The following is a 15,663-nucleotide window of genomic DNA, read 5'->3' on the forward strand; positions in this document are numbered from 1 at the left end:
TCCGACGTATGGCGTTTGTTGGTGGCCACGCGCCACCGAAACCGAAGAGCCCCTTCCTGGTAGATGCCGAATACCGTTTGCGTGTTCCCCACGTCGATAGCAAGTAACATGTTTCTGACAGTCTCCTTATACGGCGCCCGAAATGTTTATAGTTGCTCTCGTCATTATAGCAACCCGCTTACGCTCATCTGTCAGGCAGCGGCCACGGGACCTATCTGATAGAAAGGCACCACATGAACGACACCCCGCATCGCATCCTCGTTGTAGACGACGAGCCGTCGATAACCGAATTCGTCAGCTACGCTCTGAAAAAAGAGGGCTTCTACACCGACGTCGTGGACAACGGCGAAGACGCCCTGGCGCTGGCCACGAAAAACTCTTACGACCTGTTCGTTCTTGACATCATGCTCCCGGGCATGGACGGCTACGAGCTGTGCCGTCGCCTGCGCTCGAAGACCACCGTCCCCGTCCTGTTCCTTTCGGCGCGCGACACCGAGCTGGACAAAGTGGTCGGCCTGGAAATTGGCGGGGACGACTATCTGGCCAAGCCCTTCGGCGTGCGCGAGCTGATCGCACGTGTGCGCGCGCTGCTGCGCCGCGGATCGGGCGGAGATTTCCCCGGAGCCAACCATGCGGTCACCGCAAGCGGTATTACCCTGGATGAAGACGCCCACACGGCATCGGGCCAGCATGGCGAAATCGAGCTTACGCCGCGCGAATTCGAGCTACTGGCCAGCCTGATGAAGAACGCCGGAAAAGTGGTTTCGCGCGAAGATCTGCTCCGCGACGCCTGGGGTTGGGAATACTTGACCGAAACCAAGACCGTGGACACGCACATCAAGCGTCTGCGTGATAAGATTGAGTCCGCCGGTTACGATCCCGGCCTGGTAGAAACGGTACGCGGATACGGATACAGGTTCAAGCAATAAAAAGGCTACAGACATATTTTTCATTGCTGGCAACCTTGCTTTCGCTGCTTGCCAGCGCAGTTGTTCTCCTGGTTTGCCTTCTCGCCTTCGGCACTCCGCCGAGGGCGTTTTTGCTGCTGATTCCCGTCCTGCTGGTTACGTTTCCCTTAAGCCTGGTCATCGGTCATTTTCTGTCAGAGCCGCTACGCATGCTGGCCAAGAAAACCGCCGCGTACCGATCCGGCATGGACGTGTCCATCGAGGCGGATGGCAGAATGCTGGAGGCCGACCATTTGGCAAACGATTTCCGTGCGCTTGTTCAAACGGCAAAGACGCAGCAGCACGATCTGGCGCTGAAAGAGCGTCGCCAAGCTGCCTTCATCAGCGACGTTGCCCACGAGTTGCGGACCCCCCTGACCGCCATCCGCGGCAACGCCGAAATGCTGGAAGACCCCGACCTTCCTGCGGAGCTGCACGATAAGTTCTGTTCCATCATCATCAACGAGAGCGAGCGCCTCAGCCGCCTGACGCACGATCTGCTCACCCTTCAGCGTATAGAAGACGACAGCATGCCCTTCGAGCTTTCGCGCGTGAACCTTCGGGAGCTTGCCTCGGGCGTGGTCGATGCGCTGGAGCCCATCCTACGCGACCGGCAGGCGCACACCGAGATCATGGGAGAAGCGCCCGACGTGCTGGGAAATCCCGACAGGCTCAAGCAGGCCGTCACGAACCTGGTGGAGAACGCAAGCCGATTCATCGAGCTGGGCGGCCATATCACCATCGAGCTGTTCGGGTTGAGGGGCAACTCCATCATCGCCGTGAGAGACGACGGCACCGGCTTCGGCGACGTAGATCCGAAACTCCTGTTCGACCGCTTCTACCGCACCGACGCCTCGCGAAGCCGCGGAACGGGCGGCACGGGGCTGGGCCTGGCCATCGTGAAATCCGTGGTCGAAGCGCATGACGGCACCGTCGAGGCCATCAACCTGCCCGACGGCGGCGCCTGCTTCATCATCGCCTTGCCGTCCATCCCAGCCGACATCCGCACCGACCAGCCGGGACGGTAAGCTGCGCGAAAACGCTAGCGTGCCGGGTGATGGGCATGGCGGCGCGTCGAACGGAAAAGCACGAACGCAAGAACGGCAACGATCACGACGCTCGTTCCGATAGCGCACACGGCCTGCAAGTGAATGGCGGGGATGCCCACCAGCATGCCAATAATGTACGGAACCAGCCAAGCAAGCCATACCACCGTGCTGAACGTGTGGAATCGCAGCATCGAACGCTCGTTTTGACGAACGTAGGTGACGGTTGCCCAAGTGGCGTGAATCAACATGAGCGCGATGGCCAGCATGCCGGTGATCGCATGCACGCCGAAGCCCGATGCGCCCGATTGCTGCGCGATGTTGCTCATGAGCATGGTTCCCGTCGTGTCGCAAGTCAGACCCGCCCAGAACAGAACCACGTGACGGAGCGACAGCGTCCCCGACCGACGCTCGCCGAACACGCCGATGGTGTACAGGATCAGCGCAAACGTAATAGCGGTGCTCGCTGCAATCAAATCCCAGCTCATTGTATGCTCCTTTCGTTATCGGGCTGTCGCCCGTCTATATACATGAACCTCGTTCATTAATGAACAAGGTTCATATTAGAAAGAGGGCCCGCTCATGGCAAGCAGTCTGGAAGATCGCCACGGTTTCTTCACGCCCGCGTTCGCATCCTTCCTCTACAATGAGGGTCGTTCGCGCACCGACTACCCTTCGTACGGGAGGCTTCCATGGGTAATAAGCCCGTCATCACCAAGCAACAGGTACTGGATGCAGCATTCGAGCTGGCCAGCACGAAAGGCCTTTCGGGATTGAGCATCCGGGAGGTCGCACGATCCTGCGACGTTGCCGTTGGCACGGTTTATAACTCCTATCCCACAAAGTCCGACCTGGTCAACGATGTGGTAGGAAAATTCTGGAACGAATCGCTTTCCTGTTTCATGCCGTTGGCCGCTGCAAACGGCGACTTCGTGGATCTCTGCCGAGACCTTGCCGCCAAGCTTTCGGTCGCCCTCGAGAAGTTTCGCAACGACTGGCTGGCGGAGGTATCTACGCTCAACACGCACGATCTTGCCGCCGCACACCTGCGCGAGGAAGCGTGCTTTGCGCACATCCGAAAAGGCCTGATCTACGCAATCGAGCGCGATCCCCGCATCGTCAAAGAACGGCTCGAGGGTCCCCTTGCGCCGGAACCCCTGTGCGTTTTCGTATGGGCCAGCATGCTCACCTCCGTCAAACGGGGAGATTTTTCCTGCGAAACGCTGTTCGAGCTGCTCAGACGAACGCTGTACTAAGAACGCAAAGAGGGTGCAACCCGCGCCGGAAGGGGAACGAGCGCATGATCATCGGCATAACGACCACCTTCGTGGTGGAAGAGCAAAAGGACGAGCGCGTTCCCGTCGAACGCGTTACGGCAGAGTACGTGCGACGCGTTGCCGCCACGGGAGCGGTGCCTGTTCTGCTGCCGCCGATAGACGGCACGGACGAAGACAACGAACGCATCGCACGCGAGCTTATCGAACGCATCGACGGGCTGGTGCTTGCCGGCGGAGGCGACATCGCGCCGACCCGATACGGCGACCACGAACAGCTTCCCGAAACAACTTACGTGTTCGACACGCGCGACGCGCTGGAGCTGGAGCTTGCCCGACTCGCGCACAAACTCGACGTTCCCACGCTGGGCATCTGCCGCGGCATGCAGGTCATGAACGTAGCCCTTGGCGGTACGCTGCACCAAGACGTGCACGCCTGCGGCCTGACTACGGCAAAGCATCAGCAAAAGCCGCCTTACGACGTGACGCAGCAAAGCGTTCGCCTTGTTGTCGACAGCGCGCTAGGACGCGCGCTTCAGGCAGATCCGCAGGTCAAGGGCCCGCAACGCACGATCACCGTGAATTCCATGCACCACCAGGCGGTATCCGAGGTCGCACCGTCGCTTCGCGTGTCGGCCGTCAGCGACGACGGGCTGATCGAAGGCTTGGAAGATCCCACGCGCACGTTTTTCCTGGGCGTTCAGTGGCACCCCGAGTACTTGGACGACAACGCTCCCCTGTTCCAGGCGCTCGCCGACGCCGCGCGCTAGGGCGCATCAGCGCGCGGGACGAAACGCGGGCGCGCCGAGTCCGTGCAGAGCGCGGGATGCGGGATGCGGGATGCACGGGCATCGGGGCCGTGCGGCGCGCAAAGCGCGGGATGCGAGATGCGGGATACATGGCATCGGGGCCGTGCGACGCGCAAAGCGCTAACATGCCGAAGCCGCACGTTGCGGCCGCCACGGCGTGCAGCATGCGGCGCTCGGCGATGCCCCAAGCCGCGCCAAACAAACCCAGCAGCGAAAGCCCGATCGCTTCCTGTCAAAACAATCGAGTTTTGCGGCGATTTTCCGCCCCTGAGGGAGCAGCTTCTGGGGCGCGTTTTGCATCGCCCCAGGTCATGCAGCCGTCAGCAGCTTTTATCCTGGTTCGAGGACCAGCAAAACTCGCTCGTTTTGACAGGACGCGCGAAGCCGAAGCAGAACCGCACGCAGGGAGCCCGCGCGGAGCGCAGCCGAAAGCGCATCCGCCCTCAAGCCGCGCGCCGCCGCCCCCTCCTCAAAGCGCGCCTCAAAGCGCACCTTGCCCGAATCCCATTGTGAAGGTAGCCTGATGTTTCCGTAAAGCAAGCCGCACCGCCCGATGCAACCTCGGCGCCGATGCTATACTGCTTTTAGTTTGATTATCAAAGTATTTGCTCGCCAGGCACGGCTGCCTGGCGGCCGGGAACGGAGCACTATGGGCTGCACGATCATCGGATGCGGGAAAGCGCTTCCCGCGCTAGACGTCGACAACAACGCATTGGCAACGCTGGTGGACACAAGCGACGAATGGATCGCGTCGCGCACCGGCATCGAAAGCCGACGCATCGCCTCTGACGAAACAAGCACCGACCTGAGCGAAAGCGCCGCGCGTCAGGCACTCGGCTGGAGCGAAGGCGGCTACGCGGAGCGCGTCGTGGACGCCAGCGAAATCGACCTTGTCATCTTCGCCACCATCTCGCCCGACGTGATGGTCCCCTCGTGCGCGGGGCTGCTGCGCAAACGCCTGGGGCTCTCGAACGCCGCGGCATTCGACTTGAACGCCGCATGCTCAGGATTCGTGTACGGCCTCTCGGTCGCAGAATCGATGATGGCGGCATGCGCGCCCAACATCGCAGGCGCAAAGGGGCGCAACCCCATTCGCCGGGCGCTCATCGTAGGGTCGGAGCGCTTGTCGCGCATCACCAACTGGGATGACCGCAACACGTGCGTGCTGTTCGGCGACGGTGCCGGAGCGGCCGTGGTGGAGTGGGATCAGGACCGCGCGGGCGTTTTGAGCAGCTTCATTGCAAACGAGGACGATCCTTCCAATGCGCTCACATGCCCTGCCGCCTACGACTCCCCGGTTCCCTTCGATGCGGACGGCGTGAACAACGATGCGAGATCGAACGATCGATCGCTGACGTCCATCGATGAAGAACTGGGCATAGCACAGCTGATTGCAGCCGGCGAACCGCGCCAGGTGCTGCGCATGGACGGGCCGAAGGTGTTCAAGTTCGCGGCAGACGCCATGGCCACCGCCGTGTTCTCCGCTTTGGAACGCGCGGACCTGACGCTTGATGACGTGGCGCTTGTCGTCCCCCACCAGGCTAACGAGCGCATCATCAAATACGCTGCGAAGAAAATGGGGCGTCCGCTTGACTTCTTCCAGGTTTCCATTGCCCATCGCGGCAATTCATCGGCCGCATGCGTGCCGATGACTTTGGCGGACACATACGAAAACGGGCGCATCAAACCGGGCGACATCGTGGTGCTTGTGGCTTTCGGCGGCGGCTTCACCTCGGGCGCCGTCGTCTACCAAGCGTAGGAAATTGCGCTTCTAGCGTGAGATAGACGGGGAGGGGCGAGGTCAACGACCTCGCCCCTCCCCGTTCCATGCGCGAATCCGCATCGCGGATACGCGCGCTCTGTCGTCGCGCTTATCGCTGCGGCACGGCGGTGCGTACGGCACGTGCGCAGATGGCAGCCGCCACCATCTTCAGCACGTCGACCACCACGAACGGAGCAATCGTAGTCATGAACGCAGCCATGGGATCGGTCCCGGTCACCGCCATGAACTGCGCCCAGCCGCACACGTACACCACGCACAGAAACACCAGGCAAACGGCAACATCCAGCACCAGCCCCTTCACCACGGAAACTTTCCCGTCACCCTCAAAACGACCGCGCAGCGCATGCAGCACCAGAAGCACCACTGCTGCGCCCACCAGGCATCCCCACAAGTAACCGCCCGTGGGACCCGCCAGAACGCCGATGCCGCCGCGCATGCTGGAAAACACCGGCAACCCGATAGCGCCCAGCACCAGATAGCCGGCAATCGCGGCAAGGCATTGCTTGGGCGTGAGCACCAGAATGGCAAACGCGAACGCGAACATCTGCAACGTGAACGGAACCGGACCCAGCGGAACAGTCACCCAAGCGGAAACGGCCATGATGGCGATCGAAAGGCCGACGAACGCTATCGAACGCGTGCGGGACGCCGCGCCCTTCTTCTGCACCTTGCTGCGTGCTTCTTCCATGCGAAGACTCTCCTTCATCTCAACTCGATACTGCAAGGCGTCTATGCTAGCGCACGTTGCCCTAATTGTGAATCAAGAGGTCATCGCAAGGGTGACAATCGCCGATTCGCGCAAAGCGAGCCGAAGCAAACGCACGGCTGCAAACATGAACGCGCGGTATCGTTCAAACAGTCCGATACCGCGCTTCTTTTTAGAACTTGGCTTTGATCTCGCCCGCCTCGAGCTTCTTGAGTCGACCCATTTCCACAACGATGAACACAACCGTAACAAAAATGGACAGGAAGTCCGAGATCGGCGTGGCAAAATACAGCGCATCCAAGCTGGTGAACTGCGGGAACCAACCCGGCAAAACCATCGGCAGGCAAACAAGCAGCGGAACCAGGAACAGAATCTGACGCGTCAGCGACAAGAAGATGGACTTCGCAGGCTGACCCGTAGCCTGAAAGTAGTTCGATCCCACAATCTGGAACCCAATGAACGGAAGCATGATAAGCTGCACCTTCAGCGCGAACACCGTGAAGTTCTGCAAGTTCGGATCCACGATGCCGAAAAAGCCCACGATCTCTTCCGGGAATATGTGCACGAGGGCCCACAGCACCAAACCTATGCCCGTAGCGCCGAAAATACCGTACCAGAGCGTCTTTTTCACACGCTCGAACAGGTGGGCGCCGTAGTTGAAGCCCAGCAGGGGCTGTATCGCGATGGCAACTCCAATCAACGGCAGAACGGCGAACATGGCCACGCGTTGCACCACGCCGATAGATGCAAGGGCCCCTTCCGCACCCAAAACGCTCATGGAACCGTACATATTCAGCAGGTTGTTCAACACGAAGTTGACCACGGCCATGCCCGCTTGAACCGCAAAGCTTGCCAAACCCAGCGACATGATAAGACCCACCGTTCGACCATGAAGGGGCATGCTGCGCAAGCGCAGTTTCATGGGAACGTTTTTAGTAAAGATGAAGTACCACAGCACGCACGCGCACGAGATTGCCTGGCCGAACACCGTGGCGAGCGCGCTTCCCTGCACGCCCCAGCCAAACACCATCACGAACAAGTAATTGAACACCGTGCAGGCCACCGCGCCAATAATCATGGTGGAGAGCGCACGGTTAGGAGCACCGGCAGTACGGATAAAGTTGTTCACGCCCATGCCGATGCACTGGAAAATGAATCCCAGAGAGATAATCTGGATGAACGAGCGCGCATATTCCCAATCTTCCGGCGTTGCGCCGGACACCTTCAACAACCCGTCTATGCAAATCGGAATATGCACGATCACGGCCACGATGATGCACATGACGATAGAAAGCGAAACGGTGTTGCCCAAGCTTCGCTCGGCTTCGTCGCGCTTGCCTTCGCCCATGCGCAGCGCGGCCAATGCGTTGCCGCCATTGCCCACCAGCATGGCGATAGCCATGAACACCGTCATAATAGGCATGGCAACCGTTGCCGTAGCCAGACCGATCTCGCCCATGGCCTGCCCCAGAAAAATGGAGTCGATCAGGTTGTATGCGCCGTTCACCAACATGCCCAGGATAGAGGGGATGGCAAATTCCACGATCAGGCGAGGAATGGACGCCGTGCCCATGCGCGTGACTTTATCTTCTTTCGGATGCTTTCGTTCGGGCGATCCGGAACCCTGCGGAGGCGCCGTCTGAAGAGACCCGGACGGCGTCGTTTCACTCGTTGCTACCATGCCTTCGATGCTGCCTTTCGCTCATTTCGTACAAAGAGAACGCTCTATTGTACTCCCTTTCGAGCACATTACGAGGAACCGTATGCATACTCCACGAAGGCTCGGAGATCGGATGCGGAAGCGGAAAGCGCGGAACGCGCGAAGGACCCAACGGCCTCAATGTCCCGGCGCCATCCATATTGTCGCCCGAAACGTACGGTTTTCGAGCAGAAAGCGTACGTTTCGGGCGACAATGCGCTTGCGACGCCGCAATCGCCGCTGCAAGGGCGACCCTACGCGATATGGGCTTCGCCCGAAGTGACGGGGGTTTCCAGGCCGGCGTCGTCGCACAACACGAGCCGGCCGAAAGAATCAACCCGCGCAACCGTCCCTTCCGCGATAAGCGTCCCTTCTCGATCAACCAGGCGCACCTGCTTGCCCGAAAGAAGCGCATGCTCGTTGTACTCGCCAGCAAGCGGCTCGAATCCATCGCGCGTCCATAGCTGGTAGAGCAGGGAAAACTCGATTGCGATTGCATCGAACACGCAGTCGAGCGCATCCGTGGGATCCTCGTGCGCCAACGCTGGAACAATGTCGGCAACGTACGCGGGTACGTTCTTGCCCCCCACTTCGGCGCGCTCGACCGGCGGAATGACGTTCACGCCCGTTCCCACGCACACCCCGCCCGCATGCGCCTCCAGCGAGATGCCGCACAGTTTCTTGAACGTCGAACGGTCCATCGCGATCGGCGTCGCAGAGGGCGCCGAGCTAGCGCAGGAAGCCGTCGTCGATACCAGCACCACGTCGTTTGGCCACTTGATCGCTACAGCTTGAACCGCGTCAGGCGAAAGGCCAGCCAACGCCCGGCGAACGGCCATCGACACGACCAGGCTCAAGGTCGGCAGCGTGAATGCGGGAACCTCGGGACGAAGCAGCCACGAGCAGTACAGCCCGCCCTCGGGGCTGACCCACGTACGGCCCTGCCGACCGTAGCCGCCCGTCTGCACGCGAGCGCGCACCACCAGGCCTTCGTCCTCGCCCGCCTCAAGCGCCTGTTTCACCTCGTCGTTCGTCGAAGCAACACGATCAAGGTCGCGCACGCGAAGCGTCAGCTGGCTCACAACCGAGCGGCCTTCCCCACCGTTACGCCTTCGTCCGTCACCACAACGTCGTTAGCCAGCACATGACCGGGATGCAGTTCCAGGAGCGGCTTCACGGTGAAATCGCGCTCGAGCAAACGAGGATGGGGCAACGTGAGCACTTCCGAATCAACCACGTACAGCTGATAGTCCAGAATGTCGAGGTCGCACGTCCGCGGACCGTTCTCGATCTGGCGCACGCGGCCCAGGCTGTTCTCGATCGCCTGCAGGTAGCCCAACAGTTCTTTCGGGGCAATTCCGGTTCGCAGCAGCACCACGGCGTTCACGAACACGTCCTGGTCAAGGTAGTAGGCCGGCTCGCTTTCGTAAAAGCTCGATATGTCGATGATTTGCGTGTCGGGCAGCGAGCACATCTCGGTGATGGCCTGATTGAGCATGGCGATCTTGCCTTCGCGCTCCTCGCCCGGGCTTGCCACCAAGGGCACGTTGCAGCCCAGCCCGACCAGCGCGTACGGACGCAGGTCCTTGAGCGCTTCCACGGTAGCCTTCACGTTGTGCGCACGAACCACGCTCGCACCCAGCTCGCAAGCCATGAGCGCCTCAGCAGCGGACACGGCGTCACGATCGGCAGGGTTTTCGATGCCGTACGCATATCCAAGGAAGCTCTTGCGAGAAACCGCCACCATCACGGGGTAGCCCAAGCGCGCCAGCTCCTGAAAATTGCGCACCAGCTCCAGTGTCTGTTGCGGCGTTTTCCCAAATCCGGGACCAGGATCAAGGCATATACGGTCGCGCGCGATGCCCTTGGCCTCCAGCATGGCCGCTTGATCGCGCAGCCAGTCGCGCACCTCAACCACGACATCTCGATACGTGGGGTCGTCCTGCATGGTGGCAGGCTCGCCCTGCATGTGCATGACCACCAGCCCGCACGTGCTTTCGCTCACGGCCTCCACCATGGCCGGATCGGTGAATCCCGACACGTCGTTGACGATGGCCGCACCCGCCTCCAGGCACGCGCGAGCCACGGCCGCATGTCGCGTGTCGATGCTCACGCACACGCCCTCGGATGCAAGCGCGCGCACCACGGGCAGCACGCGGGCAATCTCCTGAGCCTCGGACACGGGCTGCGCGCCCGGGCGCGTGGACTCGCCGCCCACGTCGATAATGCGGGCCCCTTCGTCCATCATGCGTCGCGCATGAGCCAGCGCCTCCTCGGGCGCATCGTGCATACCGCCGTCCGAAAAGGAGTCGGGGGTAACGTTGAGGATGCCCATCACGATGGGCATCCTGGTATCAAACGTATAGTCAGCGCAACGCCACATCATCGTGCGGTTCCGTCGCCTTTCTCATCGTTGGACTGGGGCTGACCCGCAGAAGCGTCAGACGGCGCAGGAGCAGCGGGGTCGTTCGAAGGCGCAGCGGGCGCCACCGCATCCGGCGCAACGGGCGCGCGGAACGGCGGATTCGGATCCTGATCGCCCGGCTCGATCGGCTCTTCCTTCCAATTGGGGTCGGCAAGCTTCTCGTCACGCTCGCGCGCGGCGCGCTCCTCCGCCTCCTTCTTGGCGATGATCTCGTCCTCGTGCTTCAGGTATTCGTCCCACGTGTTGTCCAGCAAGGCCAAGCACGCCTCGCCCTCCACGGTTTCGCGCTCCAGCAGCACGTTGGCCATCAGGTCCATCTGCTCGCGATGGCTCACCAGAATGTCGTACGCCCGATCGTGCGCTTCCTTCATGATGCGCGCAACCTCGTCGTCGATGCGGCGCGCCGTTTCCTCGGAGTAATCCTGCGTGTTGCCGTAGTCGCGACCCAGGAACACCTCGTGATTGGGCTGGCCGAACACCTGCGTGCCCAGCTCGGTGCTCATGCCGTACTGCGTCACGATGGCACGCGCCATCTTGGTAGCACGCTCAAGGTCGTTCGAAGCGCCCGTGGTGATGTCATCGCAGAAGATCTCCTCCGCCACGCGACCGCCCATGAACACGGCCAGCTCGTCGCGCATCTCGCCCAGCGAGTTGAGCACCTTGTCCTCCTTGGGGATGGACAACGTGTAGCCCAGCGCGCGGCCGCGCGAAATGATCGATATCTTATGCACGGGATCGGCATGGGGCAGCAGGTGTCCCACCAGGGCGTGTCCGCTCTCGTGGTACGCGATGGTGTGCTTCGTGCGCTCGTCCAACACGCGACCCTTGCGCTCGGGACCTGCGATAACACGCTCCATCGACTCGCTGACTTCCTGCTGGGTGATGATCTTCTTGCCACGGCGGGCGGTCAGCAGCGCAGACTCGTTCATAAGGTTGGAAAGATCCGCACCGGTAAAGCCGGGGGTGAGCTTCGCCACCTTTGCCAGGTCGACGTCGCTGCCCAAAGGCTTGTCCTTGGAGTGAACCTGCAGGATGCGCTCGCGACCCTTGACGTCGGGCGCGTCCACCACAATCTGGCGATCGAAGCGGCCGGGGCGCAGCAAGGCGGGATCGAGCACGTCGGCACGGTTGGTCGCCGCGATCAGCACCACGGAATCATTGGCCTCGAAACCGTCCATTTCCACCAGCAACTGGTTGAGCGTTTGCTCGCGCTCATCGTGACCGCCGCCCAAACCGGTGCCGCGCTGACGGCCCACGGCGTCGATCTCGTCGATGAAGATAATGGAAGGGGAAGCTTCCTTCGCCTGCTGGAACAGGTCACGCACACGGGACGCGCCCACGCCCACGAACATCTCGACGAAGTCCGAGCCGGAAATGCTGAAGAACGGAACGCCCGCTTCGCCAGCGACGGCGCGCGCCAACAGCGTCTTGCCGGTACCCGGAGGGCCCACCAGCAGGCAGCCGCGCGGAATCTTCGCGCCCATGGACTGGTACTTGGCGGGATTCGCCAGGAAGTCCTTGATTTCCTGCATCTCCTCTACAGCCTCGTCCACGCCGGCAACGTCGGAGAATTTGACGTCGGGGCGCTCCTCGATGCTCTTCTTGGTTTTAGCCTTGCCGAAGCTCATCTGGGAGTTGTTCGCCTTCTGCATGGAATTGAAGAAGAAGAACAGCAGGCCGCCGATCAGGATGATGGGAAGCAGCGTGGACAGAATGCTGGCCCACGGGCTAGGCAATTGCACCTCGTACGGCACGTTCGGGTGAGCGGCCATCAGCTCGCCGATGGAACCGCCTGCGTACGTGGACGTGAACTTATGCTCGCTGCCCAAGGTCACGGAACTCAAGTCGGACGTTCCCACGCCGCCCAAGGCCTTGCCCGTTTCAGGATTCTTGATGGTTGCCATCTTCGCGTTCAGCGCCTGGAAGGCCCCGTTGAACGCGTCGGCCGCAGTCGAGCCCGCGGTGATAGCCGGGTAGTACGTGCCGGACACCGTGTAGTCGCCCGCGTTGTACACCACCTTCGTCATGCGGTCCTGCTCGACGGCCTGAACGAACTCCGAGGTGATCAGGCGATCGGTAGGCATAGACCCCGACGTGGACATGTTCATGAACTGCTGCCCTACGAAAAAGGCAATGATCATGAACAAGATGACCGATATGACGGTCGTCCGAGGGTTCGGCTGCTGAAACTGTGATTGTTTGTTTTGCTGTGCCATAAAGCCTTGCTTTCGGGTTAGTAGATCTCCGGCTTCAAAACGCCGATGTAGGGAAGGTTGCGGTAACGCTCCGCGAAATCGAGCCCATAGCCTACGATAAACTCATCGGGACATTCAAAGCCAATATACTTGCAATCAATCTTCGCCTGCGCCGGCGTCTGCTTGCGCAGCAACGTCGCAACCTCGATGGAGGCAGGACCGCGCGACGACAGGTTCTTCAACAGGTACTTCAAAGTAAGGCCGGAATCGAGGATGTCTTCGGCCACGATAACGTGCCGCCCCTCGATTTCGGAGGAAAGGTCCTTGAGGATGCGCACCACGCCGGAGCTTTTCGCGCCGTTGCCGTACGACGAAATGGCCATGTAGTCCATCTCGAGCGGCAGCTCAATCGCACGAGCCAGATCCGCCATGAAAATTGCAGCGCCGCGCAGAACCGACACGAGCACGATGCCCTCGTCGGCGACCTTCGCGTAATCGTTCGTGATCGCCGCCCCGATTTCGCCCACGCGCCGGGCTAGATCGTCTTCGGTGAACAGGATCTCCGCAATGTCTTGATGCACGGTTTCGGCCTCTTCGTCGCTTTCCATTCGTATCCTTGACCGCCCATGCGCGAATGCGCATTACGTGAGCAAGGACGTCAACGCTTACCATGAGTTCGGTTAGTGTACCATTGCCCTCCAAGCAAAAGGAGACAATACGGTAACGCCGCCCCACATGCCACGATAATTACATTGTGCCGCAGGAACTGGGGCTTTATAAGCAACCGTCCGTCGTTGAAGCGCTAGGCGAGCGAAGTCTTCAAGTCCGGGAACTCTTCGAGCAAGCGCTTTACCGGCAAGCCGATAACCGTGTCGAGGTCGCCCTGCACGTGCTTCACAAGATCGGCTCCGGCTCCTTGGACGGCATACGCGCCAGCCTTGTCGAACGATTCGCCTTTGCGCAGGTACTCGACGATCTGGTCGTCGCTCAGCTCGTGAAACGTCACGGCAGCGCTGTCCACGAACGTGCGGAAGCCCAGCGATACCTGGTCGGGCTCGGGCGCGGCGACCAGCCATACGGATACGGCGGTGATCACTTCGTGCGTGGTGCCGGCCAGTCGACGCAGCATGCGCTTCGCGTCGGAAAGGCTCACGGGCTTCCCGAAAATCTCGCCCTCGCACACCACCATGGTGTCGGCGCCCAAAACGGCGGCCATGCCCGTGTAATCGCCCGACAGGACCTCTTGAACCACGGCTCCGGCTTTGCGCTCTGCCAGCTTTTTAGCCGCTTCGGGCGGGTCGGCAAGCAAATCGGGCTCCAACGTTTCGTCAACTTCGGACACGCGGACGGTGAATTCCACGCCTTCCCGCTCCAGCAGCTCGCGGCGTCGCGGCGACCCGCTGGCCAAAATGACGTCGACGGCGGGTGCGGGCTGGGTAGAAGGCGCAGCCGACTGAGCCTCGGCGCTTGCGGACTCTTGAGATGAAATGTTCTGTTCGTTTTCCATGACGGGTATTGTACCACCTTGGCGAAGCGCACAAGAAAACGGCGCACTTCTCCAACAAGCCCGAATGGACGCAGGCGCGCGAGGCGCTAGACCCGCTTCCTTCGCGCACGAAACGCAGCCATGGGCTCTATGCGCACGCCCTGCTTGTTGGCGCTGATAGCCAAATCGCCCTGCACGTTGGCCACGTACCCGCCCCTTGGGCGCGCTTCGCCCCATGCGGCCAGCACGGCGTCCACGGAAGCAGTCTCCACCCGCGCTTCGGGTCCCAGCATGTGATGCAAGATGCGCACCGCCACGCGACGAAGCAACGGAACGGGCTGTTCTCCCAGCTCGGGGGCCAGAACGCAACCGGCATCGAAATCGGGGGACTGCCCGGGAACATGCTCGATCCAGGACGCATGCTGCTCAACCAGATCGTCCACCAGGCTCTCGAGCATGTCGTCTTCGTCGGCGATCAGGTTCATGGTTCGGCACAGCACTTCCATGAGCTGGGTATTTCGCTCTTTCGCACGCGGCACGATCTCGTGGCGCACGTACGCGCGAAACCGGTCGGTATGGGCATTCGTGGCATCCTCGCGCCACAGCGCGCCCGAATCGTCGCGCGCCACCGGCAAGCCAGCCTGTGCACGGTCGTCCAAATACGCCCGAAGATCATCGCGCGTCGCGTCCAGCAACGGACGAACCACCGGCCCGTTTCGGTACCGCATCGCGCGAAAGCCGCCCGGCCCCGTACCCACGATGGACCTCATGTAGAAGCTCTCCACGCGGTCGTCGGCTGTGTGAGCCGTGAAAATACGCCCGTCCGCAAGCGGTGCGGACGCGTGCAGGCACAGGCTTTCGAGCGCTTCGTTCGCGGCAAGATAGCGCTCGCGCCGCGCGACGGCCTCCACGTTCTCGCCCGTGCGCTGCGCCTCGCGCGCTATATCGACCTCGCACAAGAACAGCGGCACAGCCAGAAGCTCGGCAAGCTCTTCCACGAACCGCGCGTCGGCATCGGCGTCTTCGCCCCTGAGCTTGTGATTCACGTGCAACATGGCAAGCGGGCCCACCAGCCCTTCGTCGTGCAGGTCGCGAGCCAAATATGCCAGCGCCGTCGAATCCGACCCCCCTGACACCATAAGAAGCACCGGGGCGTCCGGCTTCGCCAAGTCGCGCTCGGAAACGGCGGCAGCAATGCGCTGACGCAGGATGTTCGATTCGCTCACGTTCGCTCCCCTTCTCGCATATCCCGCCGATCGAACCCACTCGAAAGCGGCGAAGCCCAAACGGGGC

At 61.4% G+C, this 15,663-nt stretch carries 15 protein-coding genes; 5 read left to right on the forward strand and 10 right to left on the reverse strand.

Features of this window, described 5'->3' with window-relative positions:
• Positions 1–110, reverse strand: a 110-nt coding sequence (locus tag ACMNI9_RS04525; protein WP_418831037.1) for a type III pantothenate kinase, incomplete at its 3' end; no start/stop codon positions are given.
• A 123-nt stretch (positions 111–233) separates the two neighbouring features.
• Between ACMNI9_RS04525 and ACMNI9_RS04530 the strand changes: the two genes are divergently transcribed.
• Positions 234–929 (forward strand): response regulator transcription factor, encoded by a 696-nt coding sequence (locus ACMNI9_RS04530; protein WP_123192755.1) that lies wholly within the window; start codon positions 234–236, stop codon positions 927–929.
• 110 nt (positions 930–1,039) lie between these two features.
• Positions 1,040–1,975, forward strand: a complete 936-nt coding sequence (locus ACMNI9_RS04535; RefSeq protein ID WP_216529356.1) for a sensor histidine kinase — start codon at positions 1,040–1,042, stop codon at positions 1,973–1,975.
• A 14-nt stretch (positions 1,976–1,989) separates the two neighbouring features.
• Here ACMNI9_RS04535 and ACMNI9_RS04540 read toward each other — a convergent pair whose 3' ends face one another.
• Positions 1,990–2,481, reverse strand: a complete 492-nt coding sequence (locus ACMNI9_RS04540; protein ID WP_114567271.1) for an HsmA family protein — start codon at positions 2,479–2,481, stop codon at positions 1,990–1,992.
• Between the two features lie 204 nt (positions 2,482–2,685).
• On the opposite strand from ACMNI9_RS04540, the gene ACMNI9_RS04545 reads away from it, so the two are divergent.
• From ACMNI9_RS04545 to ACMNI9_RS04555, 3 genes are all read left to right on the forward strand, one after another.
• Positions 2,686–3,249: a TetR/AcrR family transcriptional regulator gene (locus ACMNI9_RS04545; RefSeq protein WP_114567272.1), complete on the forward strand. Its 564-nt coding sequence runs from the start codon at positions 2,686–2,688 to the stop codon at positions 3,247–3,249.
• A gap of 44 nt (positions 3,250–3,293) precedes the next feature.
• On the forward strand, positions 3,294–4,037 hold the full coding sequence (locus ACMNI9_RS04550) for a gamma-glutamyl-gamma-aminobutyrate hydrolase family protein (RefSeq protein ID WP_418831029.1): 744 nt from the start codon (positions 3,294–3,296) through the stop codon (positions 4,035–4,037).
• Between the two features lie 688 nt (positions 4,038–4,725).
• Positions 4,726–5,835, forward strand: coding sequence for a 3-oxoacyl-ACP synthase III family protein (locus ACMNI9_RS04555; RefSeq protein ID WP_418831031.1), 1,110 nt, complete (start codon positions 4,726–4,728; stop codon positions 5,833–5,835).
• Positions 5,836–5,947: 112 nt separating this feature from the next.
• On the opposite strand, the gene ACMNI9_RS04560 is transcribed toward ACMNI9_RS04555, so the two are convergent.
• The 8 genes from ACMNI9_RS04560 to tilS all read right to left on the reverse strand — a co-directional run bounded on the left by ACMNI9_RS04560 (position 5,948) and on the right by tilS (position 15,596).
• A complete protein-coding gene (locus ACMNI9_RS04560; protein WP_123192761.1) occupies positions 5,948–6,547 on the reverse strand; it encodes a biotin transporter BioY in 600 nt (199 codons plus the stop codon).
• Positions 6,548–6,737: 190 nt separating this feature from the next.
• Positions 6,738–8,138, reverse strand: coding sequence for an MATE family efflux transporter (locus ACMNI9_RS04565; RefSeq protein WP_181792592.1), 1,401 nt, complete (start codon positions 8,136–8,138; stop codon positions 6,738–6,740).
• A 380-nt stretch (positions 8,139–8,518) separates the two neighbouring features.
• Positions 8,519–9,346, reverse strand: coding sequence for a biotin--[acetyl-CoA-carboxylase] ligase (locus ACMNI9_RS04570; protein WP_418831032.1), 828 nt, complete (start codon positions 9,344–9,346; stop codon positions 8,519–8,521).
• Entirely contained in the window at positions 9,343–10,650 is a 1,308-nt protein-coding gene (gene folP, locus ACMNI9_RS04575) for a dihydropteroate synthase (protein WP_418831034.1), read from the reverse strand. The genes ACMNI9_RS04570 and folP overlap by 4 nt, the downstream gene beginning before the upstream one ends.
• Positions 10,647–12,905, reverse strand: a complete 2,259-nt coding sequence (gene ftsH / locus ACMNI9_RS04580) for an ATP-dependent zinc metalloprotease FtsH (RefSeq protein ID WP_418831035.1) — start codon at positions 12,903–12,905, stop codon at positions 10,647–10,649. The genes folP and ftsH overlap by 4 nt, the downstream gene beginning before the upstream one ends.
• A 17-nt stretch (positions 12,906–12,922) precedes the next feature.
• Positions 12,923–13,465 (reverse strand): hypoxanthine phosphoribosyltransferase, encoded by a 543-nt coding sequence (hpt, locus tag ACMNI9_RS04585; protein WP_114567332.1) that lies wholly within the window; start codon positions 13,463–13,465, stop codon positions 12,923–12,925.
• A 221-nt stretch (positions 13,466–13,686) separates the two neighbouring features.
• Positions 13,687–14,391 carry a Maf family protein gene (locus ACMNI9_RS04590; RefSeq protein ID WP_225749739.1) on the reverse strand — a complete coding sequence of 235 codons (705 nt, stop codon included), beginning with the start codon at positions 14,389–14,391 and terminating at the stop codon, positions 13,687–13,689.
• Between the two features lie 86 nt (positions 14,392–14,477).
• Positions 14,478–15,596, reverse strand: coding sequence for a tRNA lysidine(34) synthetase TilS (gene tilS, locus ACMNI9_RS04595; protein ID WP_114567282.1), 1,119 nt, complete (start codon positions 15,594–15,596; stop codon positions 14,478–14,480).
• Positions 15,597–15,663 lie beyond the last annotated feature (67 nt).

Origin of the sequence: Paraeggerthella sp., from assembly GCF_048427265.1 — a bacterium.
Taxonomy (GTDB): Bacteria; Actinomycetota; Coriobacteriia; order Coriobacteriales; family Eggerthellaceae; genus Paraeggerthella; species Paraeggerthella hominis.

Bases quoted from the DNA above. Each gene is read 5' to 3' on its own strand.
- ACMNI9_RS04530 (WP_123192755.1), top strand. From the start codon at position 234: ATGAACGACACCCCGCATCGCATCCTCGTTGTAGACGACGAGCCGTCG.
- ACMNI9_RS04540 (WP_114567271.1), bottom strand. From the start codon at position 2,481: ATGAGCTGGGATTTGATTGCAGCGAGCACCGCTATTACGTTTGCGCTG.
- ACMNI9_RS04545 (WP_114567272.1), top strand. From the start codon at position 2,686: ATGGGTAATAAGCCCGTCATCACCAAGCAACAGGTACTGGATGCAGCA.
- ACMNI9_RS04550 (WP_418831029.1), top strand. From the start codon at position 3,294: ATGATCATCGGCATAACGACCACCTTCGTGGTGGAAGAGCAAAAGGAC.
- ACMNI9_RS04555 (WP_418831031.1), top strand. From the start codon at position 4,726: ATGGGCTGCACGATCATCGGATGCGGGAAAGCGCTTCCCGCGCTAGAC.
- ACMNI9_RS04560 (WP_123192761.1), bottom strand. From the start codon at position 6,547: ATGGAAGAAGCACGCAGCAAGGTGCAGAAGAAGGGCGCGGCGTCCCGC.
- ACMNI9_RS04565 (WP_181792592.1), bottom strand. From the start codon at position 8,138: ATGGGCACGGCGTCCATTCCTCGCCTGATCGTGGAATTTGCCATCCCC.
- folP (WP_418831034.1), bottom strand. From the start codon at position 10,650: ATGATGTGGCGTTGCGCTGACTATACGTTTGATACCAGGATGCCCATC.
- ftsH (WP_418831035.1), bottom strand. From the start codon at position 12,905: ATGGCACAGCAAAACAAACAATCACAGTTTCAGCAGCCGAACCCTCGG.
- ACMNI9_RS04590 (WP_225749739.1), bottom strand. From the start codon at position 14,391: ATGGAAAACGAACAGAACATTTCATCTCAAGAGTCCGCAAGCGCCGAG.